General features: G+C 61.2%; 17 protein-coding genes. 2 read left to right on the forward strand and 15 right to left on the reverse strand.

The genetic code is table 11. From position 1 onward, the window contains the following. Window positions 1-29: 29 nt before the first annotated feature. The 9 genes from nusB to BUC04_RS12215 all read right to left on the reverse strand — a co-directional run bounded on the left by nusB (window position 30) and on the right by BUC04_RS12215 (window position 9,986). The gene (gene nusB / locus BUC04_RS12175; protein WP_067664261.1) at window positions 30-440 is read right to left on the reverse strand and encodes a transcription antitermination factor NusB; all 411 of its coding nucleotides are present in this window, start codon (window positions 438-440) and stop codon (window positions 30-32) included. 12 nt (window positions 441-452) lie between these two features. Next, a complete protein-coding gene (gene ribH, locus BUC04_RS12180) occupies window positions 453-929 on the reverse strand; it encodes a 6,7-dimethyl-8-ribityllumazine synthase (RefSeq protein WP_067664263.1) in 477 nt (158 codons plus the stop codon). A 106-nt stretch (window positions 930-1,035) separates the two neighbouring features. After that, on the reverse strand, window positions 1,036-2,139 hold the full coding sequence (ribBA, locus tag BUC04_RS12185) for a bifunctional 3,4-dihydroxy-2-butanone-4-phosphate synthase/GTP cyclohydrolase II (RefSeq protein ID WP_067664265.1): 1,104 nt from the start codon (window positions 2,137-2,139) through the stop codon (window positions 1,036-1,038). Window positions 2,140-2,153: 14 nt separating this feature from the next. Beyond that, window positions 2,154-2,804: a riboflavin synthase gene (locus tag BUC04_RS12190; RefSeq protein WP_067664267.1), complete on the reverse strand. Its 651-nt coding sequence runs from the start codon at window positions 2,802-2,804 to the stop codon at window positions 2,154-2,156. A 1-nt stretch (window position 2,805) separates the two neighbouring features. Beyond that, window positions 2,806-3,927 carry a bifunctional diaminohydroxyphosphoribosylaminopyrimidine deaminase/5-amino-6-(5-phosphoribosylamino)uracil reductase RibD gene (gene ribD, locus BUC04_RS12195; RefSeq protein ID WP_067664269.1) on the reverse strand — a complete coding sequence of 374 codons (1,122 nt, stop codon included), beginning with the start codon at window positions 3,925-3,927 and terminating at the stop codon, window positions 2,806-2,808. Then, window positions 3,927-4,379 (reverse strand): transcriptional regulator NrdR, encoded by a 453-nt coding sequence (gene nrdR / locus BUC04_RS12200; protein ID WP_067664270.1) that lies wholly within the window; start codon window positions 4,377-4,379, stop codon window positions 3,927-3,929. The genes ribD and nrdR overlap by 1 nt, the downstream gene beginning before the upstream one ends. 123 nt (window positions 4,380-4,502) lie before the next feature. Further along, complete coding sequence (gene glyA / locus BUC04_RS12205) at window positions 4,503-5,759, reverse strand: serine hydroxymethyltransferase (protein WP_067664272.1); 1,257 nt, start codon at window positions 5,757-5,759, stop codon at window positions 4,503-4,505. Between the two features lie 247 nt (window positions 5,760-6,006). After that, window positions 6,007-7,710 (reverse strand): hypothetical protein, encoded by a 1,704-nt coding sequence (locus BUC04_RS12210; protein WP_067664274.1) that lies wholly within the window; start codon window positions 7,708-7,710, stop codon window positions 6,007-6,009. 56 nt (window positions 7,711-7,766) lie between these two features. Next, a complete protein-coding gene (locus tag BUC04_RS12215) occupies window positions 7,767-9,986 on the reverse strand; it encodes a TonB-dependent hemoglobin/transferrin/lactoferrin family receptor (RefSeq protein WP_067664276.1) in 2,220 nt (739 codons plus the stop codon). A gap of 359 nt (window positions 9,987-10,345) precedes the next feature. Between BUC04_RS12215 and ettA the strand changes: the two genes are divergently transcribed. Next, window positions 10,346-12,010 (forward strand): energy-dependent translational throttle protein EttA, encoded by a 1,665-nt coding sequence (gene ettA, locus BUC04_RS12220; RefSeq protein WP_067664278.1) that lies wholly within the window; start codon window positions 10,346-10,348, stop codon window positions 12,008-12,010. A 281-nt stretch (window positions 12,011-12,291) separates the two neighbouring features. On the opposite strand, the gene BUC04_RS12225 is transcribed toward ettA, so the two are convergent. The 6 genes from BUC04_RS12225 to BUC04_RS12260 form a co-directional block, all read right to left on the reverse strand. Then, a complete protein-coding gene (locus BUC04_RS12225; protein WP_143165698.1) occupies window positions 12,292-14,244 on the reverse strand; it encodes a pectate lyase in 1,953 nt (650 codons plus the stop codon). Between the two features lie 20 nt (window positions 14,245-14,264). Further along, on the reverse strand, window positions 14,265-16,091 hold the full coding sequence (locus tag BUC04_RS12235; RefSeq protein ID WP_067664285.1) for a hypothetical protein: 1,827 nt from the start codon (window positions 16,089-16,091) through the stop codon (window positions 14,265-14,267). Between the two features lie 299 nt (window positions 16,092-16,390). Beyond that, the gene (locus BUC04_RS12245) at window positions 16,391-18,196 is read right to left on the reverse strand and encodes a hypothetical protein (protein ID WP_067664289.1); all 1,806 of its coding nucleotides are present in this window, start codon (window positions 18,194-18,196) and stop codon (window positions 16,391-16,393) included. Between the two features lie 20 nt (window positions 18,197-18,216). Further along, the gene (locus tag BUC04_RS12250; protein ID WP_143165701.1) at window positions 18,217-19,899 is read right to left on the reverse strand and encodes a pectate lyase; all 1,683 of its coding nucleotides are present in this window, start codon (window positions 19,897-19,899) and stop codon (window positions 18,217-18,219) included. An 87-nt stretch (window positions 19,900-19,986) separates the two neighbouring features. After that, entirely contained in the window at window positions 19,987-21,813 is a 1,827-nt protein-coding gene (locus BUC04_RS12255) for a hypothetical protein (RefSeq protein WP_067664293.1), read from the reverse strand. Window positions 21,814-21,947: 134 nt separating this feature from the next. Continuing rightward, window positions 21,948-22,454 (reverse strand): zinc ribbon-containing protein, encoded by a 507-nt coding sequence (locus tag BUC04_RS12260; RefSeq protein ID WP_067664295.1) that lies wholly within the window; start codon window positions 22,452-22,454, stop codon window positions 21,948-21,950. Between the two features lie 151 nt (window positions 22,455-22,605). Between BUC04_RS12260 and leuS the strand changes: the two genes are divergently transcribed. Continuing rightward, the gene (gene leuS / locus BUC04_RS12265; protein WP_067664297.1) at window positions 22,606-25,185 is read left to right on the forward strand and encodes a leucine--tRNA ligase; all 2,580 of its coding nucleotides are present in this window, start codon (window positions 22,606-22,608) and stop codon (window positions 25,183-25,185) included. Window positions 25,186-25,194 lie beyond the last annotated feature (9 nt).

The raw sequence follows: 25,194 nt of genomic DNA on the forward strand, positions 1-25,194 counted from the left end.
TGGCCGCTCTCCTTGTCTTCGCTGTCCGCTTAGCGGTTGATCGAGATCGCCAGCTTATCCAGTACGCCGTTAACGAACTTGTGGCTTTCCTCGGCACCAAACACCTTGGCCAGCTCAATCGCTTCGTTAATAGCAACCTTATAAGGGACATCATCCCGGTGCATCAGTTCAAACGCACCCAGGCGCAGGATCGCCAGCTCCAGTTGGTCCACCTCTTCCACCAGGCGAGCCAGGTTGGGCTTCAGCTTGGCATCCAGGGTGCTGGCCTGGGCACTCACCCCGGACAGCAGCTCACGGAAGTAGGCGACGTCTGCGCCGTCGGTGTCCTGCTCGGACAAAAATTCATGCTCGATGTCGGCGATGGCGTTGCCGCTCATCTGCCAGGAGTAGATGGCCTGCACCGCCAGTTGGCGGGCTTTACGACGCTCGGAAGGCTTCACACAATTCTCCAATCAGGCTTCGTCAGCCAGATGGTTTAGGACATTGACCATCTCCAGCGCGCCCAGGGCAGCTTCACCGCCCTTGTTACCAGCTTTGGTACCGGCACGCTCGATGGCCTGCTCAATAGTGTCAGTGGTCAATACCCCGAAGGAGACCGGAGTATCAAACTCCAGCATCACCTGGGCCAGTCCTTTGTTACATTCACCGGCGACAAAGTCGAAATGCGGGGTGCCGCCACGGATCACTGCGCCCAGCGCAATGATGGCGTCGTACTTCCCGCTGGCTGCCACCCGGCGCGCGGCCAGGGGCAGTTCGAAGGCACCAGGTACCCGCACCACAGTGAGGTCTTCCTCGTTCACCTGGCCAAAGCGCTTAAGGGTGTCAACGGCACCCTCCAGCAGGCTGTCCACGATGAAGCTGTTAAAGCGAGATACCACCAAAGCGATCTTAGCGCCTTTGGCCTCGATGTTGCCTTCGATTACCTTCATTTCTCTATCCATTTCTTTCACATGGGCCAGCAGGGCCCAAAAAAGTTGCCGTATGATAGCACAGGGTCGCTGCAATAGGAGGGTTCAAATCCCCAGCGACTGCCCGTTACTGATCAATGTATTCGGTGACCTCCAGGCCGAAGCCTGAGAGGGAGTGATAGCGTTTCTGGCTCGACAGCAGACGCATCCGCCCGACCCCCAGATCCGCCAAAATCTGTGACCCGACACCGACGGTGCGAGTCGCGCCTTCCGGCCGTTTGCTGGCCAGCTGCTCACCGGCCTGCTCGGCGGCGAAGCGCTTCAGTTGGCCCAGCAGTGATTCGGTACTGAGTTCACGACCCAGCAGAACCATTACCCCACCCTCTTCGGCGATGCGCGCCATCGCCTTGTCCAACGGCCAGTTGGGGGTGCCGTTGAGGGTCGCTTGCAGCAGATCCCGGGTGGGATCGGTCAGGTGCACCCGCACCAGGCAGTTGTCGCTGACCTCACCCTTCACCAGCGCCACGTGCAGCTGGTTGTCGATGGTGTCGCGGTAGGCGGTCAACTGGAACTCACCATGGCGGGTCGGCAGGGTGCACTGGGTCTCCCGCACGATGGTGGTCTCGTTGTGATTGCGGTACTCGATCAGATCGGCAATGGTGCCCATCTTGAGGTTGTGCTTGGCAGCGAACTCCTCGAGCTGAGGGCGACGGGCCATGGTGCCGTCCTCGTTGAGGATCTCGACGATAACCGCGGCGGAGCCAAAGCCCGCCAACCGGGCCAGATCCACCGAGGCTTCGGTGTGGCCGGCGCGGTTAAGCACCCCGCCATCCATCGCCCGCAACGGGAAGATGTGACCCGGCTGGACCAAGTCCTGCGGCCCGGCGCCCTTGGCCACCGCCGCCTGAATAGTGCGGGCCCGATCGCCGGCGGAGATCCCGGTGGTCACCCCCTCTGCCGCCTCGATGGAGACGGTAAAGGCGGTACCGTACTGTTCGGTATTGTTGCTGACCATCTGGTGCAGGCCCAGCCGGTCGCAGCGCTCGGCGCTCATCGGCAGGCAGATCAGGCCGCGACCGTGGGTCGCCATAAAGTTGATCGCCTCCGGGGTCACCGCCTCGGCGGCCATGATCAGGTCGCCCTCGTTCTCCCGATCCTCATCGTCCATCAGGATCACCATCTTGCCCTGGCGAATGTCCTCGATGATCTCTTCAATGCGGTTCAGCGCCATCCTGTTCAGTTCCTTTACTTCACAAAGCCACTGCGGGCCAGGGTTTCCAGCGTCAGGCCCGACGAAGTGTCGGCCTGAGGCTGCATCAATTTCTCCAGGTAGCGGGCCAGCAGGTCCACCTCGATATGCACCTGTTGGCCGGCCTGGGCCGCCTCCAGGGTGGTCTGTTGTGCCGTGTGCGGCACGATGGTCAGACGAAAGCGTGCACCATCCACCTCGTTGAGGGTCAGGCTGATGCCGTCGATGGTAACCGAGCCCTTGTGGGGCAGGTAGCGACCCAGCGCCGCCGGAGCCTCCAACCAGAAATCCACGGCCCGAGCCCGGGCGGTGCGGCTCACCACGGTGGCAACACCATCCACATGGCCGCTGACCAGGTGACCGCCCAATCGGGTGGAAGGGGTCACCGCCCGCTCCAGGTTCACCGGCTGGCCCACGGCGTAGTGGCCAAACCGGGTCAGCGACAGGGTTTCGGCACTGACGTCGGCGATAAAGTGGTCGGCCCCCAGGGCCACCACGGTCAGACAGACACCATTGGTGGCGATGCTGTCGCCCAGCTGGACATCGTCCAGCGGCAGCGCGCCTGTGGCCACGGTGACCCGCAGATCGCCGTCGCGCCATTCCAGTTTGCGCAGTGCGCCCACTGCCTCCACGATACCGGTAAACATCTTAGTTGGATCTCTCTAAAGGCTTCAGGACCCAGCGCACATCGTTGCCAATGCGGCGCAGGTCTATGACTTCAATCTCGGGCAATTGGTTCATCTGTTCGTATTCTGGCAGCGCCAGCAGGCCGCGGGCGTGATGCCCCATCAGCTTGGGCGCCTGGTACAGTATCAGCTCTTGCCACAACCCCTGCTGAATAAAGGCACCACAAAGGTTGGGGCCGGCCTCGACCCAGACCTCGTTGATCTCGCGCTGCCCCAACTCCGCCAGCAGGGCATGAAGATCCAGCTTGTCGCCCTGCTTCGGACCCTGCCAGTTCTCAACCGATTCCGGCCAGGCCGTGGTGTAGGGGGTATGACTGGCCAGCAGCACCGGACCCGGCAGTTCCACCAGCTTCAGCGGCGGCCGCAATCGGGCCTGACCGTCCACCACCACCCGCAGCGGCTGCAGCAGACGCTCGGCGTCGATACGGGATTGCCAATGACCCAGCTCACCATGGCGTACATTCATGCTGGGGTTGTCCGCCAGCACGGTATCGGCGCCGGTGATCAGCGCATCGCTGCGCGCCCGCCAGCGCTGCACATCCTGGCGCGCCTGGGGGCCGGTGATCCATTTCGATTCACCATTGGCCAGGGCGGTGCCACCATCCAGGCTGGCAGCCAGCTTGAGTCTGACGTAGGGCAGCCCGGTCTTCATCCGGTGAATAAAGCCCGGGTTGAGGGCTTCGGCTTCAGCCTCCATCAGCCCGGAGGCAGTGGCGATCCCAGCCTGCTCCAGCATGGCCAGGCCACGGCCGGACACCTTGGGGTTGGGATCCACCATGGCGGCGATCACCTTGGCGACGCCGGCCTCGATCAGGGCCTGGGAGCAAGGGGGGGTGCGGCCAAAGTGACTGCAGGGTTCCAACGTGACGTAAGCGGTGGCGCCCCGAGCCTGCTCTTTGGCGGCGCGCAGGGCATGCACCTCGGCATGGGGCTCGCCGGCCTTGAGGTGGGCACCCTCGCCCACCACCACACCGTCCTTGACCAGCACGCAGCCGACCCGGGGGTTAGGTCGGGTGGTCAGCAGGCCGCGCTCCGCCAGGGCGACGGCACGGGCCATATGACGGGCGTCTTCCGGGGTGAACATCAGCGCTTTTCCAGCTTGGCGATCGCTTCCCCGAACTGGGCCAGGTCATCAAAGGCGCGGTAGACCGAGGCGAAGCGGATGTAGGCCACCTTATCCAGGTGCAGCAGCTGCTCCATCACCAGGTTGCCCATCAGCTCCGAGCCCACCTCCCGCTCGCCGGTGGCACGCAGGGCGGACTTGATCTTGCTGACCGCCTGCTCCACCTGTTCGGTGCCCACCGGGCGCTTCTCCAGTGCCCGCTGCATGCCGCGACGCAGCTTCTCCTCATCGAAGGGTTGGCGAGTACCGTCAGTCTTGACGATCCGCGGCATCACCAGTTCGGCGCTCTCGAAGGTGGTGTAGCGTTCATGACAGGTCAGACATTCGCGACGGCGGCGCACCTGGTGGCCGTCCGCCACCAGGCGGGAATCGATCACCTTGGTGTCCGTTGCGGCACAGAAGGGACAGTGCATGCTCTCTCCATTGAGACGGGGTAGGAATGGCGCCAAGAATAGCGAATTTTGCCCGCCTAGGTAAGCATCCGGTAACGAAAAGCCCGCCGGTGAGGCGGGCTTTTGGCTCAAGCACTTGGACGCTTACTTGTACACCGGGAACTGACCGCAGAGATCGGTTACCTGGGCCTTCACCCGCTCGACCACGGACTCGTCACCGAAGTTGTCGAGAATGTCGCAGATCCAGCCGGTCAGCTCACGGGCCTGGGCCTCTCCGATGCCACGACGGGTCAGCGCCGGGGTACCGATGCGCAGACCGGAGGTGACAAAGGGGCTGCGCGGGTCATTGGGCACGGAGTTCTTGTTGACGGTGATGTTGGCACGGCCCAGGGCGGCATCGGCGTCCTTACCAGTAATGTCCTTGTCGATCAGGTCGAGCAGGAACAGGTGGTTCTGGGTGCCACCGGAGACCACCTTGTAGCCACGGTTGATGAACACGTCCGCCATCGCCTGGGCGTTGGTGACGACCTGCTTCTGGTAGTCGACAAACTCTGGCTGCAGCGCTTCCTTGAAGGCCACCGCCTTGGCAGCAATGACGTGACACAGCGGGCCACCCTGGCCACCGGGGAATACCGCAGAGTTGAGCTTCTTGTAGATGCTCTCATCGTTGCAGGCGGACAGGATCAGGCCGCCGCGCGGACCGCCCAGGGTCTTGTGGGTGGTGGTGGTCACCACGTGGGCGTGGGGCACCGGGTTGGGGTAGATACCGGCGGCGATCAGGCCCGCCACGTGGGCCATATCAACAAACAGGTAGGCACCCACTTCGTCGGCGATCTTGCGGAACTCGGCCCAATCGATGACGCCGGAGTAGGCGGAGAAGCCCGCGATGATCATCTTCGGCTGGTGCTCCTTGGCCAGGGCACGCACCTCGTTGTAGTCGATGGCGCCGCTGTCCGGGTTAATGCCGTACTGCACCGCGTTGTAGATCTTGCCGGAGAAGGAGACGGAGGCACCGTGGGTCAGGTGACCACCGTGGGCCAGGCTCATGCCCAGCACGGTGTCGCCCGGCTGCAGCAGCGCCATGAACACAGCGGCATTGGCCTGGGAGCCCGAGTGGGGCTGCACGTTGGCGTAGTTGGAACCGAACAGCTCGTTGGCACGATCGATGGCCAGCTGCTCGGATTTGTCCACGTACTCACAACCGCCGTAGTAGCGCTTCTCCGGGTAGCCTTCGGCGTACTTGTTGGTCAGCTGGGAGCCTTGCGCCTCCAGTACACGGGGGCTGGTGTAGTTCTCGGAAGCGATGAGCTCGATGTGCTCTTCCTGGCGCACGCGCTCGGCTTCCATGGCCTGCCAAAGTTCAGGGTCAAAGTCCGCGATAGTCATGTTGCGTTCGAACATCCGTCTCTCCTGGGCGGTTGATGCGAGTCAGTAGGGATTTGTGGTGGTGCTAATGGCGGCACAGTGTACCGGTTGAATCCCATTTCCCCAACCTTTGTGAGCCACCTCACGATAGATTACGTGATAACTCAATGGCTGGGTTGATTTGCGCAGCGCCATCCTTGGCTGCGGGCACAAAAAAGCCGGGCTAAAAAGCCCGGCTTTGGATTGCTCTCTCATCGCCGACGGCAGTGCATCGGCAGAGGCATCAGTTAAAGCGACCTACCGCCTGGTACTCAGACTGGTAGCGCGCCTCGAAGGCCTCTTCGCTCAGCGGCTCACCAGGGATCAGCAGCGGCTCCAGACGAGACTGCGGGATCTCCTTCTCAACCCAGTGGTCGTTGGCGATCAGCTGGTTGGCTTCGCCGGCAGCCAGGGCGTGCAGGAACTGCGGGTCTTGCTGGTCAGACAGCACAAAAGACTGACGGGTAATCATGCCGCCCAAGGCGGAGAAGGTCAGCTCTTCCGGCACGTCCGGGATGAAGAAGGTGCCGTGGCTGTAACCGGGACCCGGAGGCAGCGGCCAGGGGGTATCGGTTTCATCTGCTTGGAGGTGCTCTGCCATAGCGTAGACGTTGCGGTAGATGTACTTACAGTTGGACTTCTCCACACACTCGCCGTTGAAGTTGCCGGTGCCGGTAAAGTAGCGCGCACTGTAGTGAGCAGCAAACTTACCGGTCTCAAGCATCTCTTCCTCCGCCAGCTCGTAGCTCAGATCATTCAGGTTGCACTCCGGAGTGATATCAACAACGCCGGAGATGGCAATGAAGGTTTCGAAGTCCAGTCGGCCATCAGTAGCATCATGGATGATCTCGCGCAGGTTAGGGATATCCAGGCCCGGGAAGCGGTCGACCAGATCCTGGTAGGACTGCAGAATGTTGCCCAGGTTATGGCCGCAGTAGATCTTGTTCATCATGAACGGGTAGGTCACCCCTTCCGTGTACCCGGTAGGGATACCGATGACATTGAAATCCCAACCGTCTTCCGCAAACTCGAAGTTGTTGTTGAGAGCCAGCAGCTCGCCCGCCATCTGAGCTACACGCTGAGCAAAGAAGTCGTTCTCAACTACGTGCTCGAAGCTGGCCAGGTTGATGCCACCGTTTTCAATTGCATTGACCAGGTTCACCATCGGATTGAGATCCTCGGTGCTGGGGGTATCGATGGCCATGCGGGTCGGGTAGTTGGCGTACTGCAGCTGAATGGCGGCCGCCGGCAACGTGCCCTCCAGAGTGTCATGAAGCCAAACTTGCTCGGCATCACTGTCCAGCGCCACCTCAACCATCTCACCGCTTTCCAGCTCACGGCTGTCGATCAGTTGAGTGCCCACCAGCTTGTCGTTTTGGTAACCCGCCACCATCACCGGACCGTTGTGGGCCAGGGTCAGAGTGTCCTGGCTGTCATCCAGCAGGGCGAAGTGGTTGGCATTAAGGCTGTCGGCGGCAGAGACGTTGCTCAGGCCAAGCTCGGTGGTCTTGCCTTCGATGGCACCACACTGGGTGTAGGCGGCTTCGTCGATCCACTGCAGCTTCACCTTGGAGGCGATGCCTTCACCAGCGAACATCGCCAGTTCAAAGGTGGAGGCGTCCCAGTGGGCGTAGTCCACTTCCGGGGCATACAGATAGGTAACGTACTTGGCGGTCAGCGGCAGCTTCACGTCCAGATCAATGAAGCCCTGCTCGTCGGTGTAGCGCGGCTCACCGATCACGGCGCCGGCCTCGTCCTGGAATACGTACTTGATGCCCGGGATGCCGCAGTTAGGCTTGAGCTCAGAGGCGATATAGAGGCCCTTCTTTACCGGGGCTACCTCACCGGCGTCCGGAAACTCCGGGCCAGTGGGGTTGTCGTTGGGGTTGTTGCTGTTACAGCCCGCCAGCAGCAGGCCTACGGCGGAAGCCAGAACCAATTTTTTCATGTTGATCTCGTTTCAATCTTGGAGAATACAGCGGGGGGCGAGGCCCCCCGACTCGATCAGAAGGCCAGTTTCACGCTGACGTTGAAGTAGCGGCCCGGTTGGGTCAGGTCGGACTCAACGGTACCGGCGGCTTCCAGCAGGGCTTGGGCTTGACCAGCCACATCGGCGTAATCGATGTATTCCTTGTCAAACAGGTTGAACACGCCCGCACGCAGGGACAGGTTCTGGGTCAGCTCCATGTTGGCGGTCAGGTCCACCAGGGCGTAGCCGGCGGTGGTGTAAACGCGGTTGTAGAAGTCGTTGCCCGGAACCACGTCCAGATCGGTGGTGCGATCCATCTTGTCGGCAAAGCGTACCGCCAGGCCCATATCGGCGCTGCGACCGGCCAGCTCGGTGTAGTAGTTGGCGCCGACGGTGCCCTTGGTGGGGCTGACGGTGTTGAGGTAGTCGCCGTTCTCATCTTCGCCGTGGGTGTAGGCGATGTTACCGAACACCTGGAAGTTGTTGCTGAACCAGTGGCTGGCCTGGGCTTCGAAGCCGTACAGGGTCACCTCTTTACGGTTGATGTAGCGGTACTCCAGGGAGTCCGGCTTACCCACACCGGTCATGCCGACGAATTCCCAATCGATGAAGTCTTCAACCTGGGTGTAGAAGCCAGTCAGCTCATAGCTGGTATCACGGTGGTTACCACGGACACCGATCTCCAGGGTGTTGCTCTGCTCGGACTTAAGATCGTAGTTGGGCAGGACCTTCACCAGCGGCATGGCGCCGTCTTTGATCTCCAGCTCGCCCCATTTCACGTCAGCGGTGGGCATCATGTGGCCGTAGGCGTACTGGGCGTAGACGCTGACGTCGTCGCTCATGTGGTACACCATGCCGATTTTCGGTGACCAGAAGCCTTCGCTCATCTGCTCAAAGTTGGCGGGATCGCGACCGGCGTCGGCAGCCTGCTGCTGATCCGGGGTGTTGCGGTAGTAGTCGTAACGCAGGCCGGCCACCAGGTTCAGCTTGCCGTCCATCAGCAGGATGTCGTCCTGGATGAAACCACCGACACGCAGGGATTCGGTATCGGCAAAGGCGAACAGATCGGTGTCGCTGGGCTGCCACATGCCGTTGTTCAGCACCTGGTAGTCACGGGGACGGCTCATCTCGGATTGCTCAACATCCACACCGTAGGTGATGTTGTGGCCGTAGTTATCGCTGCCGATGAACTTGCTGAAGGTACTGGCCAGGCCGTAGCGCTCTTCGGTGAACTCGTAGTCGCGCACCTCGTACTTGTCACGGCCGATGGTGCCCTGCTCACCCCAGTAGTAATCGCGGTGCTCAGTCTGATCGGTCATGCCGTAGTAGAGGGTGATGTCCATGGCGTCATGCGCCACGGTGGCTTTATCAGAGCGGTAGCGCAGTGAGCCGTTGAACACCTCGGTCTGACGATCGTAATCGATGGAACGCATGTTGTTGCCGGTGCTGTTCCAGTCCTGCTCCCAGCGGTCCAGCTGCTGGTTGAGGTAGTCCAGGGTCAGCTGGATGTTGGAGGTGTCGTTGATGTAGTACTTGGACTTCACCAACAGGCTGTCGGTAGTCAGATCGGAATCCGGCAGGGTCTCATCGTAGTTCTGCTGCTCCTCACCCTCGCGACGCTGGTAGCTGACCAGGTGCTCGAAATCGCCAAAGGCGTGGGCCAGGGTAAAGCCGGCGGTGTACTCGTTGTTCAGACCGGTGTAGCCGGCGTTGGCAGAGAAGTAGCCGGTTTCACCCATCAGGTAGTCGGAGGCGTCCTTGGTGTTCATCACCACCACGCCACCCAAGGCGTCGGAGCCATACATAGTGGATGCGGCCGCCTTGACCACCTCAACCTGTTTCAGGCCTTCCACCTCGATCAGACCACGACCGGTGCCCTCAGCACCGGGACCCAGCGGAGAGGAGTACTGGTTGTTCACCCGTACGCCGTCCTTAACCATCATCACCCGGTTACCACCGATTCCACGGATGGTCACGGAGGTGGGCTTACCGGCACCGCCTTTCACGTCCACCGCCGCTTCGTTGCGGAACAGGGAGGAGAAGTCGGTGCTCATGTTGCGCTGGATCGCTTCCTCGTCGATCACCACCACGGAGCCGGCAACGCTGTCCAGGCTCTGCTCCAAGCGAGAACCGGACACCACCATTACTTCGGTGGCCTGTCGATGTTGAGGTTCGGCTTCCTCTGCCAGAACGGAAGGGGCGGTGAAGGCGCTGGCCACGGCCAGGCTCACCAGGGAAAGCTGAGTGCATTTCATAGATTGGGACCTATCGATTCATTCGGCCTAAAGACGAATGATTATCACTACCTTTGTTTTAATCTGGGCACAGTCTATCAACGTGATTTAAGAAAAAGGTTGCACCAGCTCTCGTTTTTTTTCGTTTAGTCAGTGGTTTTAGCCCCAAATGTTGCAGCTAATAGTGATTCTCATTTGATGCTTGAGGGCGGTCACATTGGGTGTTACCGCAGGCGGATTGATTGTTTGTTAATCAGGGGGGATTGTTGCCTTTGGGTGACAGATCCTGCGATATGGTAAAACCCGACCATCCGGGGCAAGCAAAACGCCAATCCATCAGGTAAAATTGCGGTTTTCTCGCACACAACTGTGGAACACACATGGCTCAGTTCATCTATTCCATGCTGCGCGTTGGTAAGGTCGTCCCGCCAAAGCGCCATATCCTGAAAGACATCTCTCTCTCCTTCTTCCCCGGCGCCAAGATCGGTGTCCTGGGTCTCAACGGTGCCGGTAAGTCCACCCTGCTGCGGATCATGGCCGGCGTCGATACCGAGTACGAAGGTGAGGCCCGTCCGCAACCGGGCATCAACGTAGGTTACCTGCCGCAGGAGCCGCAGCTGGACCTGAACAAGACCGTTCGTGAGGTGGTTGAAGAGTCGGTGGCGGACGTCAAGAACGCCCTGACCCGCCTGGACGAGGTGTACGCTGCCTACGCCGATGAGAACGCCGACTTCGATGCCCTGGCCAAGGAGCAGGGGGAGCTGGAGAACATCATCGCCGCCAAAGACGGCCACAACCTGGAAAACGCGCTGGAGCGTGCTGCCGACGCCATGCGTCTGCCGCCCTGGGATGCCCGCATTGAGCACCTGTCCGGTGGTGAGCGCCGCCGTGTGGCGCTATGCCGCCTGCTGCTGGATAAGCCAGACATGCTGCTGCTGGACGAGCCCACCAACCACCTGGACGCCGAGTCCGTGGCCTGGCTGGAGCGCTTCCTGGTGGAATACACCGGCACTGTTGTGGCCATTACCCACGACCGTTACTTCCTCGACAACGCCGCAGGCTGGATCCTGGAACTGGACCGTGGCGAAGGGATCCCGTGGGAGGGCAACTACTCCTCCTGGCTGGAACAGAAAGAGAACCGCCTGGAGCAGGAAGCCGCCCAGGAAAAGGCCCAGATGAAATCCATCCAGAAAGAGCTGGAGTGGGTGCGTCAAAATCCGAAGGGGCGTCAAGCCAAGTCCAAGGCTCGTATGGCCCGCTTCGAAGAGCTCAACTCCACCGAGTTCCAGAAGCGCAACGAGACCAACGAGCTGTTCATCCCGCCGGGTCCGCGCCTGGGTGACAAGGTGCTGGAGGTTGAGAACCTGTCCAAGTCTTACGACGGCCGGGTGCTGATCGACGACCTCTCCTTCTCTATCCCCAAGGGCGCCATTGTCGGCATCATCGGCCCCAACGGCGCCGGTAAGTCCACCCTGTTCCGCATGATGAGCGGTCAGGAGCAACCGGACTCCGGCACCATCACCCTGGGTGATACCGTCAAGCTGGCTTCCGTTGACCAGTTCCGCGACAGCATGGACGACAGCAAGACCGTGTTCCAAGAGGTCGCCGACGGCCAGGATATCCTCAAGATCGGTAACTTCGAGATCCCGGCCCGCTCCTACGTCGGTCGTTTCAACTTCAAGGGCTCCGACCAGCAGAAGCGCGTCGGTGAGCTGTCCGGTGGTGAGCGTGGCCGACTGCACCTGGCCAAGCTGCTGCAGGCCGGTGGCAACATGCTGCTGCTGGATGAGCCGACCAACGACCTGGACATCGAGACCCTGCGTGCGCTTGAAAATGCCCTGCTGGACTTCCCCGGCTGCGCCATGGTCATCTCGCACGATCGCTGGTTCCTCGACCGCGTGGCCACCCACATCCTGGACTACCGGGACGAAGGCAAGATCAACTTCTTCGAAGGCAACTTCAACGAGTACGCCGACTGGATGAAGAAGGAGCAGGGGGTCGACATCACCCAGCCCCACCGCCTCAAGTACAAGCGCATCGACTGATCCGCCGTACCCACAAAAAAACGCCGGCAGCCGCCGGCGTTTTCTTATGCTCACATTCCATCTCGTGACGCGACAAGGCGTCAGCCCTGCGCCTAGTACCTAGCACCTAACGCCAAGTTCCCAGCCTCTAGCACCTAGCATCTAGCACCTAGTACCCAGCGCCTAACGCCCAGCTCCTAGCACCAAGCTCCTAACACCTAGTGCCGAGCTCCCAGCTCCTAGCTCCTAGCTCCTAGCTCCTAGCTCCTAGCTCCTAGCTCCTAGCTCCTAGCTCCTAGCTCCTAGTTTTCCACCTCTCCATAGAAGCTGTGCAACCACTCCTCCAGGCGGGTGTAGCCGGACTCCATCACCTCGTTGTAGTTGGCGGGGATCTCCAGCTCGCGCTGGTTTTGTTTCATATCCGGCCAACCGCCAGCATTGCGGGTGCAATCGATCTCCACCGCGTAGCGGCTGCTGCTGGTGGGGGTTGTGTTCCAGCTTTCATTGACCGACACCTTGAACGAGCTATCCGACGGGCAGCTGTTGCCGGAGGTGATGGTGCGGGACTCCCCCTCCCCCGGACCGCTGGTGATGCGAATGGTACGCCCCTCGTTGCCCTCCTTGGAGTCATCACAGTCGTCGTTATCCAGGCTCAGGGTGATGCTGGAGCCGCTGGCACTGATCACCTTGCCGGTGGGATAGAGGATGGTCTCCGGCCCCACGCAATCCTTAAGCCGTCCGGTGCGGGTACGGATCTCATTGATGATCCGCTCATCGGTGGCGTCCCGGTCCGCCGGACGGGCACCGGCATTGGCCAGCAGCTCCCGCTCGACGTCTTCTGTAGGCAGCACATCCAACCCGTCGAGCCAGATGGGGATCTCCTTAACCCGGAAGCGATCGGCGCCGTCACTGCGAACGAACACACAAGGCCAGCTGTCGTTCTTATAGTCGCCACAGACGTTCTCCTCGATATACACCTTGGAGTTGTCCCGCTTGGTCTGGATGATGGCCCACTGGTCATCCTGGTTGGAGCCATAGAGGGTGTCCTCTCCGGGGATCCGTACGTTATTCATGGTGGTGTTGATGCGGTGCTCGTCATCGTAGAAGGAGCGCTGATCCAGCCCCCACACCCGGTGGCCCACCTGGGCGGTGTTGTAGCTGAGGTTGTTGGTAAAGATCCCCCGCGGGGTCACATCCAGCGGGCCGCGGTCATCCACATGGGCAATCACGTTACGGTGGTACAGCGCCCACTTGGCGATGATCATCGCCCCCTTGGAGTGCTTACCCTTGGCGTGCAGGCTGTAGTTGAGCGCTTCGGCGATCAGGTTATTGCTGACGGTGACATTGGAGACCATGTCGGTCACCGAGAACGCCTCGTCGATGCTCCAGCTCACCGACAGGTGATCCAGCACAATGTTCTCCTTATCGTGCGGCGGATCCTTGTAGCGACCGCCGATCATCAGCAACGAGTCCCGCTCACTGGGTTGTGAACCGTCGGCATCGTCCCCCACTCGCACCCGGATGTGCTGGATCAGCACATCGTCTGCGTTGATCCGCAGAACGTGGTCCCGCAGGGTGATGCCGGGACTGGGGGCAGTCTGGCCGGCGATGGTGATGTAGTCGTTGCTGATGCTCAGGCGGCTGGTCAGATCGATGTAGCCACTGACCTCGAACACGCAAGTTCTCGGGCCACTGGCCTCGACACACTGGCGCAGCGAGCCATCACCGCTGTTGTTGAGGTTAGTGACGGTGTACACCGTGGTGCGCGGCTCCGACAGGTTGCGGCCGCTGCCCGCCGGGGTATCCATGCCCCAGCCCACCTGGCAGGGGATGATCGGCAGGGGTTCACTGGGCTCGCAGACGTAATGATCCGGCATATCGGGATCTTCCGGCGGATCAGGCGGGTCCACCGGTGGCTCAACCGGTACCTCAGGCTCTCCCGGATCTACCGGATTGCCGGGCTCGCCTGGATCAGGATCCGTCGGAGGCTCTATGGGCTCGCCAGGATTTGGCGGCAGCACTGGCGGCACCCCCGGGTCGGGCGGGTCGATAGGCGGAGGATCGATGACCGGCGGATCCACCGGCTCTTCAGGGTCCGTTGGCGGTACCCCTGGATCCGGCGGGTCAATGGGCGGATCCACCGGTTCTTCCGGATCCGTGGGCTCCTCTGGCGTCGTGCTGCTGTCGCTGCAGGCACCGATTGTCGTTGCCAGCAACAGCGCTAACAGCGCCGCCTTGATACGCGTCGTTTCCATTCTCTCCGTCCCTCTCAGCCCTACTCCACCTCGGCATAGAAGCTATGCAGCCACTCCTCCAGCCGGGTGTACCCCGATGGCATCAGCTCATTGTAGTTCTCCGGCAACGACAGCGGCCGCTCAGTTGACTCCAACACCGGCCAACCACCGCCGTTGAGACTGCAGTCCACCTCCACCTCGAAAGAGGAGTCTGTGGTGGGAGTGGTGCCCCAGTCCCGATCCACTGTCAGGGTCAACTCGCCGCCACTGCACTGGTTCTTCTCAGTGATCTCTCGCCACTGACCGGCACCCGGCCCTTCGTAGATATGCACCCGGCGGCCCTTGTTGCCCTCCTTGGAGGTGTTGCAGTCCTTCACCTTGCCGGTCACCGTGTTGCTGCTGGCCGCGGTCACCTTGGCCCGGGGGAACATGATGTTGTCCGGCCCAACGCAGTTCTTCAGGGTGCCTGTGCGGCTGCGCACCTCCTCAACCACCCGGGCATCGGCGGAATCCCGATCCGCCGGGCGGGCACCGGCAAAGGCCAGTACCGCATCCTCAACCTCGCTGGCGGGCAGCAGCTCCAGGCCATCGAGCCAGATGGGGCGTTCCTTCACCCGATACTGATCCGCGCCATCAGAGCGCACCACCACACAGGGCCAGGCGTCGTTTTTGAAGTCACCACACTGGTTGCCTTCGATGTAGACCTTGGAGCCCTCCCGGGTGGTTTGCAGCATCACCCACTGGTTATCGTGCCCCTCTTCATCGTCTATCTGGGTGTTGGCCCCGGGGATCCTTACGTTGTTAACCACGGTAGCGATGCGCACCTCGTCATCGTGATAGGAGCGCTCCTTCAATCCCCACATGCGGTGACCCACCTGGGCTGTGTTGTAGACCAGGTTGTTAGCGACGATGGAGGTGGGGGCCACATCCAGCGGCCCACGATCATCCAGGTGTGCCAGCAGGTTGCGGTAAACCAGCATGTCGTGGGATTCCATCATCAACCCCTTGGAGTGCTTGCCCTTGGGGTGGAGGCTGTAGTTCAGCCCCTCGGCAATGATGGAGTTGGAGATGGTGACGCCATACACCGCTTCCTTGGTGGTGAAGTTCTCGTCGATGCCCCAGCTCACCGACAGGTGATCCAGAATCACGCTGCTGGGTTGTCGCTCGGTATCGGTGTAGCTGCCGATCACCAGCAGGCCGTCGCGGTTACCGGGATCCGGGTTGTCCGGGTCGTCCCCGGGGCGGATGCGGATATGCTGCATCAATACATGATCCGCCTCGATCCGCACCGTGTGGCCTCGCAGGGTAATGCCTGGGCTGGGAGCAGTCTGGCCGGCGATGGTGATGTAGTCATTGCTGATGTTGAGGCGATCGGTCAGGTCGATGTAGCCGGCCACCTCGAACACACAGACCCGCGGCCCACTGCCATCGACGCAGCGGCGCAGCGAACCTTCGCCGCCGTTATTGAGGTTGACCACCTTGTACACGTCCGGATCCGGTGCGGCCTCGTGGCGGCCACTGCCTGCGGGGGTGTCCATGCCAAAGCCAATCTGACAGGGGATCACTGGCAGCGGCGACATCGGCTCGCAGACGTAGCGGTCGTCCTGCTCTGGCGGGTCCGGGTCTGGGTCCACTGGCGGATCCGGGTCAGGATCCGGGTCCACCGGTGGGTCCGGGTCGGGATCCGGGTCTACCGGCGGATCCGGGTCGGGATCCGGGTCTACCGGCGGATCCGGGTCTGGATCCGGGTCAGGGTTGACCGGTGGGGGTTGCTCAGGCTCCTCTGAGCTGCTGTTGTCGCTGCATGCCGACAGGCCGCTGGTCAGCCAAAGGGCCAGGACCAGCGCCATAAGTTGCTTGAGATTCATGCTCCCACTCCTTGCAAGAGACCTCATCCATGATGGCGGTGTTGCCTTTCAGGTTGTGCCCCGCCCCAGGGCCAACCGGATGTCACTAAATTCAACCCAAGCCAAGCGCTTAGCCTTTCTGAGTCATTGCCCTCAGTGGCCTGCGCGGTGGTTCGGTAGGTATAGCAAGGGGGAAAGGTGCTCACCATGACGCCCCGTCCGGGCTCCAACCGCTAAGATGGTTAAAGCAAGAAAAAGCAGCTAGTTAGGCTGCTTTATTCAACGACAAAAAAATTCCCTGTAGAGCTGTCTGATTTGGTCTATTCCACCTCGGCGTAGAAGCTGTGCAGCCACTCCTCCAACCGGGTGTAACCCGATGCCATCACCTCGTTGTAGTTGGTCGGGATCTCCAGCTCACGACGGGTCTCCGGCATATCCGGCCAGCCGCCAGCATTAACCGTACAATCGATCTCGATGGCGTAACTGCTGCTGCTGGTGGGCGTGGTATCCCAGCTGGAATCCACGCTGACCCGGATCTGGCTGCTCGACGGACAGCTGTTGCCGGAGGTGATGGTGCGCACCTGCCCCGCACCCGGGCCATCGGTGATGCGCAGCTTACGCCCCCGGTTGCCCTCCTTGGAGCTGTCGCAATCATCCTGGCTGAAGTTGAGAGTGATGCTGGTGCCACTGGCCTCACGCACCTTGCCGGTAGGATAGAGGATGGTTTCCGGACCGACGCAGTTTTTCAGGGTGCCGGTACGGGTTCGGATCTCCTTGACCACCCGTTTGTCCACTTCATCCCGGTCGGTGGGGCGCGCCCCAGCAGTGGCCAGCAGCTCCTCTTCCACCTGGTCCACCGGCAGCAACTCCAGCCCCTCAACCCAGATGGGGATCTCCTTAACCCGGAAGCGGTCGGCGCCGCTGCTGCGAACGTAGACACAATCCCAATCGGGGTTCTTATAAGCCCCACACAGGTTGTCTTCGATGTAGACCTTGGAGTTATCCCGCTTGGTCTGAATGATGGCCCACTGGTCGTCCTGGTTGCTGCCGTACAGGGTGTCCTCGCCGGGAATACGGACGTTGTTCACTGTGGTGTTGATACGGTGCTCGCCGTTGTAGAAGCTGCGCTGATCCAGCCCCCAGACCCGGTGGCCGACCTGGGCAGTGTTGTAGCTCAGGTTGTTGGTGAACACTCCCCTTGGGGTCACATCCAGCGGGCCTCGGTCATCCACGTGGGCGACGATATTGCGGTGATACAGGGCCCACTTGGCGATGATCATCGCCCCCTTGGAGTGCTTGCCCTTAGCATGCAGGCTGTAGTTGAGCGCCTCGGCAATCAGGTTATTGGAGACGGTAACGTTGGAGACCATGTCGGTCACCGACATCGCTTCATCGATGCTCCAGCTGACCGACAAATGGTCCAGCACGATGTGTTCCCGGTCCTTCTGGTCGCTATAGCGGCCACCGAGCATCAACAGGGAATCCCGATCACTGGGGGTGGAGCCGTTGGGGTCGTCGCCGGCCCGGGCGCGGATATGCTGCACCAGCACATGGTTAGCGTTGATGCGGAACATGGCATTACGCAGGGTGATGCCGGGGCTGGGGGCAGTCTGACCGGCCACGGTGATGTAATCGCTGTTGATGTTGAGCCGACCGGTCAGGTTGATGTAACCGCCCACCTCGAACACGCACACCCGCGGGCCACTGGCTTCGGTGCACTGACGCAAAGAGCCCTCGCCGCTGTTATTGAGGTTGGTGACCTTGTACACCGTGGTACGGGGCTCATCCAGGTGGCGGCCACTGCCGGCCACGGTGTCCATGCCCCAGCCAACCTGGCATGGAATAATGGGCAGGGGTTCCGACGGTTCACAGACGTAGTGATCCGGCATCTCCGGGTCGCCAGGCTCCAGTGGCGGTTCCAGTGGAATATCCGGCTCCTGTGGCTCCTGTGGGTTACCCGGGTCGATCGGCGGATCCGTCGGTGGGTCAACGGGCTCGCCGGGCTCCGGTGGGATCGGCTCGCCAGGGTCGGTCGGCGGGTCGCTGGTGGTGTTGTCACTACAGGCGGTCAGTACCCAACCCAACAACAGGGCTGACCAAAAAGCGGTGTGTTTCGATGCGCTCATGGGGTGTTCCCCTCTCCGTCCTATTCGACCTGCTGGTAGAAGCCGTGTAACCACTCCTCCAGCCGGGTGTAACCCGACTCCATCACCTCGTTGTAGTTGGCGGGAATGGTCAGCTCCCGGCGGGTCTCCGGCATGTCCGGCCAGCCGCCGGCATTGACCGTGCAGTCAATCTCGATGGCGTAGCTGCTACTGCTGGTGGGCGTGGTATCCCAACTGGAATCCACGCTGACCCGGATCTGACTCTTCGAAGGGCAGCTGTTGCCAGAGGTGATGGTGCGCACCTGCCCCGCGCCTGGGCCGTCGGTGATGCGCAGTTTGCGCCCCCGGTTGCCCTCCTTGGAGCTGTCGCAATCATCCTGGCTGAAGTTGAGGGTGATGCTGGTGCCACTGGCCTCGCGCACCTTGCCGGTGGGGTAGAGGATGGTCTCCGGGCCGACGCAGTTTTTCAGGGTGCCGGTACGGGTGCGGATCTCGTTGACGATGCGATCATCCACCGCATCCCGATCCCGTGGCCGGGCCCCGGCATTAGCCAGCAGGTCCTCCTCCACCTGGTCCACCGGCAACAGCTCCAGCCCATCGATCCACAGCGGCACCTCCTTGACCCGGAAGCGATCAGCCCCGCTGGTGCGCACGTACACGCAGTCCCAATCGGGGTTTTTGTAGGCCCCACACAGGTTGTCTTCGATGTAGACCTTGGAGTTGTCCCGCTTGGTCTGGATGATGGCCCACTGGTCGTCTTCGTTCGAGCTGTACTTGGTGTCCTCACCGGGAATACGGATGTTATTCATGGTGGTGTTGATGCGGTATTCGTCCTTGTAGAAGTTGCGCTGATCCAGCCCCCAGACCCGGTGCCCCACCTGGGCAGTGTTATAGGTCAGGTTGTTGGTGAAGATCCCCCTCGGCGTGACATCCAGCGGGCCGCGGTCATCCACGTGGGCAACGATATTGCGGTGATACAGTGCCCACTTGGCGATGATCATCGCTCCCTTGGAGTGCTTGCCCTTGGCGTGCAGGCTGTAGTTAAGCGCCTCGGCAATCAGGTTGTTGGAGACGGTGACGTTGGAGACCATGTCGGTGACCGACAGCGCCTCGTCAATGCTCCAGCTAATCGACAGGTGATCCAGCACAATGTGCTCGCGGTCGATCTCATCACTGTAACGACCGCCGAGCATCAGCAGGGAATCCCGATCACTGGGGGTGGAGCCGTTGGGATCATCACCGGCACGGGCACGAATATGCTGCACCAACACATGATTGGCGTTGATGCGGAACATGGCGTTACGCAGAGTGATACCGGGGCTGGGGGCGGTCTGGCCGGCGACGGTGATGTAATCGCTGTTGATGTTAAGCCGCCCCTCCAGGTTGATGTAACCCCCCACCTCGAACACGCACACCCGGGGGCCACTGGCTTCGGTGCACTGGCGCAGCGAGCCGTCACCGCTGTTATTGAGGTTGGTGACCTTGTAGACCGTGGTGCGGGGTTCATCCAGATGGCGGCCACTGCCAGCCACGGTGTCCATGCCATAGCCCACCCGACAGGGGATGATGGGCAGCGGATCGGCGGGCTCACAATCGTAGCCCGGCCCTTCTCCCGGCGGCGGCTCTGGCGGTTCGCCGCCATCCCCAACCTGGCTTTCGCTGCAGCCAATCAGCAACACCAGCAACACTGACAACCACCATCCACGAGCTCTCAGCCACGCCATAACGCACGCCTTTTCCAAAGGGGATTCTTTAGGTATAGCAAGGCCCGAACAGCGATGCTGTCCGGGCCCTACTTGCTGAACGTCAACTCAGTCTTCCACTTCGGCATAGAAGCCGTGTAGCCACTCCTCCAGCACGGTGTAGCCACTCTCCGCCAGCTCGTTGTAGTTGGCGGGCACCTCCAGGGTGCGGGTGGTCTCTTTCATCTCCGGCCAGCCACCGGCGTTGGCGGCGCAGTCGATCTCGATGCCGTAGGTACTGCTGCTGGTGGGCTCCGTGCTCCAGCCACCATCCACAGACACCTTGATGGAGCTGCTGGAGGGGCAACTATTGCCAGAGGTGATGGTGCGGGACTCGCCCTCACCGGGACCGCTCAGGATCACCAGTTTGCGCCCTTCGTTGCCCTCCTTGGAGTCGTCGCAGTCGTCGCTGTCGTAGCTCAGGGTGATGCTGCTACCACTGACGCTCTGCACCTTACCGGTTGGGTAGTAGAAGTTATCCGGGCCGACGCAGTTCTTCAGGGTGCCGGTACGGGTGCGGATCTCATTGATGATGCGCTCATCGGTCTCATCCCGGTCTGCCGGGCGGGCACCGGCGTGTTTCAGCAGCTCCGCTTCTACCTGGTCCACCTCCAACAGCTCGAGCCCATCCAACCAGATCGGGATCTCCTTCACCCGGTACTGGTCTGCGCCACTGGTGCGCACAAAGACACAGGGCCAATCGTCGTTCTTGTAATCCCCGCACAGGTTCTCCTCGACGTAGACCTTAGAGCTTGAGCGGCTGGTTTGCAGGATCGCCCACTGGTCATCCTGGTTGGAGCCATAGAGGGTGTTCTCGCCGGGGATGCGGACGTTGTTCATGGTGGTGTTGATGCGGTACTCGTTGTCGTAGTAGGAACGCTCCTTCAGGCCCCAGATCCGATGGCCGACCTGAGCGGTGTTGTAACTGAGGTTATTGGTGAAGATCCCCCTCGGGGTGACATCCAGTGGGCCGCGGTCATCCACGTGAGCGACGATGTTGCGATGGTACAGCGCCCACTTGGCGATGATCATCGTCCCCTTGGAGTGCTTGCCCTTGGCGTGGATGCTGTAGTTCAGTGCCTCAGCAATCAGGTTATTAGAGACGGTGACGTTGGCCACCATGTCGGTGACGGAGAACGCCTCATCGATGCTCCAGCTGGCAGAGATGTGATCGAGCACGATGTACTCTCTGTCCTTCGAGTCGCTGTAGCGGCCGCCGATCATCAGTAGCGAGTCCCGCTCACTGGGCTTGGAGCCGTCCGGGTCATCGCCGGCCCGGACCCGAATATGCTGCACCAGTACATGGTTGGCGTTGATCCTCAGCATGGCGTCGCGGATGGTGATGCCGGGGCTGGGGGCGGTCTGACCGGCGATGGTGATGTAGTCGTTGCGGATATCCAGCCGGCTGTCCAGCTCGATGTAGCCCGCCACCTCGAACACACAAACCCTGGGGCCGCTGCCATCGATGCAGGCACGCAGCGAGCCTTCGCCACTGCTGGCCAGGGTGGTGACCTTGTAGACCGTGGTGGAGACGGGATCCAGGTGACGGCCGCTACCAGCCACGGTCTCCATGCCGTAGCCAATCTGGCAGGGGATGATCGGCAGCGGCTCGCTGGCCTCGCAGACATAATGGTCCGGCATCTCAGGGTCGGGATCCGGGCCCGGAGATGGGTCAACTGGTGGCACTTCCGGGTCAGTGGGCGGCTCTTCCGGATCAGTCGGCTCCTCAGGATCGGTAGGCTCTTCCGGATCCGTCGGTTCTTCTGGGTCGGTAGGCGGTTCTTCCGGATCGGTGGGCGGTTCGGTGGTGGTGGAGCTGTCGCTACAAGCCACCACCAGTGACAGCACCATCGCCACCAGCAGGGCCCAGAATGGGGTTCGGGTCGGATTGCGCATTGTCCCTCCTCACGTCGCCGTCACGTGCGCACCGTCCAATAGGTATAACAGACCTGTCGGGGCTCGCCCGTTTTCCTAGTGAAGAGAAGACGATGCCAGCCAAAGCGGTATTTGGCTGGCAGCTTTGCAGGAGCTCAGGGTTCCAGCGGGCGGCGGGAAAAGGCGATGCCGTCGCATTGTGGGCAGGCCGGCAAGGTGGCGGGGTGGAAGAAGCTCATGCAGTGGCCACAGTTGTCACACACCAGCTCCCCCAGGCCGACCAATTCGCCCGCCTCGTAGGTGCCGTGGTGCTTAAACTCCTCCCCCAGCTCATGCCACTCCAACTGGGAGCGATCGGTGATCTCCGCCAGCCAGCGCCACACGGTGTTCTCCAGTCCCAGGGTGAACACGCTGTCCCCCTCGGCCTCGAACTGCTCCTTGGCATGACGCTGGGCGTAGTCGGCCAGGTCACGACGTAAAAAGCGCTCCACCAGGTCCAGTTCGGTCTCACTCAGCTCCGATTCCAGCGCGCTGTAGGTGCGGCTCTGCTTCAGCACCTCCTCCAGCTGCCCCAGGGTCAGGTCCGGGTCATGGCGGTAACGTCGCTCCATGTCCTGCAGCAGGTATTCGTACTTCTGGATCAAGGCTTGGTTACGGTCCACAATCGCATCTCCCTCTTTATTCGGAAAACAGCGCAAAAACCGGTCCAGTCTGTGGTTGTTGCCACTCTGGCTCCTGCGTTATTCTATGCAGATCTTTATGGGCCATTCCCTGCCCGAAATCAAAATTTCAATTTGGACTTCAGACGTGTCGATGCAAGAGCAATACAATCCTGCGCAGATCGAGCCGCAAGTGCAAAAGCACTGGGCTGACAACAACACCTTTATCGCCAAGGAAGAGGAAGGCAAAGAGAAGTTCTATTGCCTATCCATGTTCCCCTACCCTAGCGGTCGTCTGCACATGGGCCATGTGCGCAACTACACCATCGGTGATGTGATCTCCCGCTACCAGCGTCTGCAGGGCAAAAACGTGATGCAGCCGTTCGGTTGGGACGCCTTCGGTCTGCCCGCGGAGAACGCCGCGATCCAGAACAAGACCGCACCGGCGCCGTGGACCTACGACAACATCGAATACATGAAGACCCAGCTCAACAGCCTGGGCTTTGGCTTCGACTGGAGCCGCGAACTGGCCACCTGCCAGCCAGAGTACTACCGCTGGGAGCAGTGGTTCTTCACTGAGCTGTACAACAAGGGGCTGATCTACAACAAGACCAGCTCCGTGAACTGGTGTGAGAACGATCAAACCGTACTGGCCAACGAGCAGGTGGTGGATGGCTGCTGCTGGCGCTGTGACACCCCGGTGGTACAAAAAGACATCCCGCAGTGGTTTGTGAAGATCACCGACTACGCGGATCAGCTGCTGGGCGACATGGATCAGCTGGATGGCTGGCCGGAAATGGTTAAGACCATGCAGCGCAACTGGATCGGCCGTTCCGAGGGCATCGAGATGACCTTCGACGTCGACGGCAGCGATGAGTCCGTGGCGATCTACACCACCCGTCCGGACACCGTGATGGGCGTGACCTACGTGGCCGTAGCCGCCGGTCACCCGTTGGCCGAACAAGCCGCTAAAGACAATGCCGAACTGACCGCCTTCATCAACGAGTGCAAAAACACCAAGGTGGCCGAAGCTGAGCTGGCCACCATGGAGAAGAAGGGGATGGACACCGGCCTGTTCGCCATCCATCCGCTGTCCGGTAAGAAGGTGCCGATCTACGTCGCCAACTTCGTGCTGATGGGCTTTGGTACCGGCGCCGTCATGGCCGTTCCGGCCCACGATCAGCGCGACTACGAGTTCGCCAGCAAGTACGGCATCGCCATTGAGCCGGTGGTTAAGCCCACCGAGGGTGAGCTGGATATCTCTGAAGCGGCTTACACCGACAAGGGCACCCTGTTCAACTCTGGCGAGTTCGACGGCCTGGACTTCGACGGTGCGCTGGAGGCGATCGCCGCCAAGCTGGACACCCTGGGCAAGGGCCACAAGACCACCAACTTCCGTCTGCGCGACTGGGGCGTGTCCCGCCAGCGCTACTGGGGCGCGCCGATCCCGATGGCCACCCTGGAGAACGGCGAGACCGTGCCGGTACCGGCCGAAGACCTGCCGGTGATCCTGCCGGAAGACGTGGTGATGGACGGTGTGACCTCCCCGATCAAGGCCGACAAGGCCTGGGCCGAGACCACCATCAACGGCCAGAAGGCAACCCGCGAGACCGACACCTTCGACACCTTTATGGAGTCCTCCTGGTACTACGCCCGCTACACCAGCGTCGGCACCAACGATCAGATGCTGGATCCGGCCAAGGCCAACTACTGGCTGCCGGTAGACCAGTACATCGGCGGCATCGAGCACGCCAACATGCACCTGCTCTACTTCCGCTTCTTCCACAAGCTGCTGCGCGATGCCGGCCTGGTGGACTCCGACGAGCCGGCCAAGCGCCTGCTGTGTCAGGGCATGGTGTTGTGCGACGCCTACTACTACACCGGCGACAACGGCCAGCGTGTTTGGGTATCCCCCACCGAAGTGACCGTGGAGCGTGACGGCAAGGGTGCCATCACCAAAGCCGTCGATGGCGAAGGCCGCGAGCTGGTGCACACCGGCATGACCAAGATGTCCAAGTCCAAGAACAACGGCATCGATCCGCAGCTGATGAATGAGAAATACGGTGCTGACACCGTGCGTCTGTTCATGATGTTCGCCGCACCGCCGGAGATGACCCTGGAGTGGCAGGAATCCGGTGTTGAGGGTGCCCACCGCTTCCTCAAACGCTTCTGGAAACTGGCCCACGATCACATCGCTAAAGGCACTGCCCCGGCGCTGGATCTGGCCAGTCTGAGCAACGAGCAGAAGGCGCTGCGCCGCAGCCTGCACCAGACCATCGCAAAGGTGGACGACGACTTTGGTCGCCGCCAGACCTTCAACACCGCCATTGCGGCCGTGATGGAGCTGATGAACAAGCTGAACAAGGCGCCGCAGGAGAGCGATAACGATCGTGCCCTGCTGCAGGAAGCGCTGAGCGCCCTGACCGTGATGCTCTACCCGATCATCCCTCACACCAGCTTTGTTCTGTACAACGCACTGGGCTTCGAAGGCGACGTCGACAACGCCCTTTGGCCAATCGCCGACAAGGACGCCATGGTCGAGGACGAGAAGCTGATCGTGGTGCAGGTCAACGGCAAGGTTCGTGCCCGCATCACCGTGGCGGCGGATGCCGCCAAGGAGCAGGTGGAAGCGCTGGGCCTGGCAGACAGCAACGTTCAGAACTTCACCGAAGGCAAGACGGTACGCAAGGTGATCTACGTACCGGGCAAGCTGCTCAATATCGTTGCCAACTAAGGCGACCCT

The organism is Ferrimonas marina (genome assembly GCF_900129905.1).
Lineage (GTDB): Bacteria > Pseudomonadota > Gammaproteobacteria > Enterobacterales > Shewanellaceae > Ferrimonas > Ferrimonas marina.

Coding starts and splice junctions, on each gene's coding strand:
- nrdR (WP_067664270.1), bottom strand. CDS start 4,379: ATGCACTGTCCCTTCTGTGCCGCAACGGACACCAAGGTGATCGATTCC.
- ettA (WP_067664278.1), top strand. CDS start 10,346: ATGGCTCAGTTCATCTATTCCATGCTGCGCGTTGGTAAGGTCGTCCCG.
- BUC04_RS12190 (WP_067664267.1), bottom strand. CDS start 2,804: ATGTTTACCGGTATCGTGGAGGCAGTGGGCGCACTGCGCAAACTGGAA.
- BUC04_RS12225 (WP_143165698.1), bottom strand. CDS start 14,244: ATGGAAACGACGCGTATCAAGGCGGCGCTGTTAGCGCTGTTGCTGGCA.
- ribH (WP_067664263.1), bottom strand. CDS start 929: ATGAAGGTAATCGAAGGCAACATCGAGGCCAAAGGCGCTAAGATCGCT.
- leuS (WP_067664297.1), top strand. CDS start 22,606: ATGCAAGAGCAATACAATCCTGCGCAGATCGAGCCGCAAGTGCAAAAG.
- BUC04_RS12235 (WP_067664285.1), bottom strand. CDS start 16,091: ATGAATCTCAAGCAACTTATGGCGCTGGTCCTGGCCCTTTGGCTGACC.
- BUC04_RS12245 (WP_067664289.1), bottom strand. CDS start 18,196: ATGAGCGCATCGAAACACACCGCTTTTTGGTCAGCCCTGTTGTTGGGT.
- BUC04_RS12255 (WP_067664293.1), bottom strand. CDS start 21,813: ATGCGCAATCCGACCCGAACCCCATTCTGGGCCCTGCTGGTGGCGATG.
- BUC04_RS12250 (WP_143165701.1), bottom strand. CDS start 19,899: ATGGCGTGGCTGAGAGCTCGTGGATGGTGGTTGTCAGTGTTGCTGGTG.
- glyA (WP_067664272.1), bottom strand. CDS start 5,759: ATGTTCGAACGCAACATGACTATCGCGGACTTTGACCCTGAACTTTGG.
- BUC04_RS12215 (WP_067664276.1), bottom strand. CDS start 9,986: ATGAAATGCACTCAGCTTTCCCTGGTGAGCCTGGCCGTGGCCAGCGCC.
- ribD (WP_067664269.1), bottom strand. CDS start 3,927: ATGTTCACCCCGGAAGACGCCCGTCATATGGCCCGTGCCGTCGCCCTG.
- BUC04_RS12210 (WP_067664274.1), bottom strand. CDS start 7,710: ATGAAAAAATTGGTTCTGGCTTCCGCCGTAGGCCTGCTGCTGGCGGGC.
- ribBA (WP_067664265.1), bottom strand. CDS start 2,139: ATGGCGCTGAACCGCATTGAAGAGATCATCGAGGACATTCGCCAGGGC.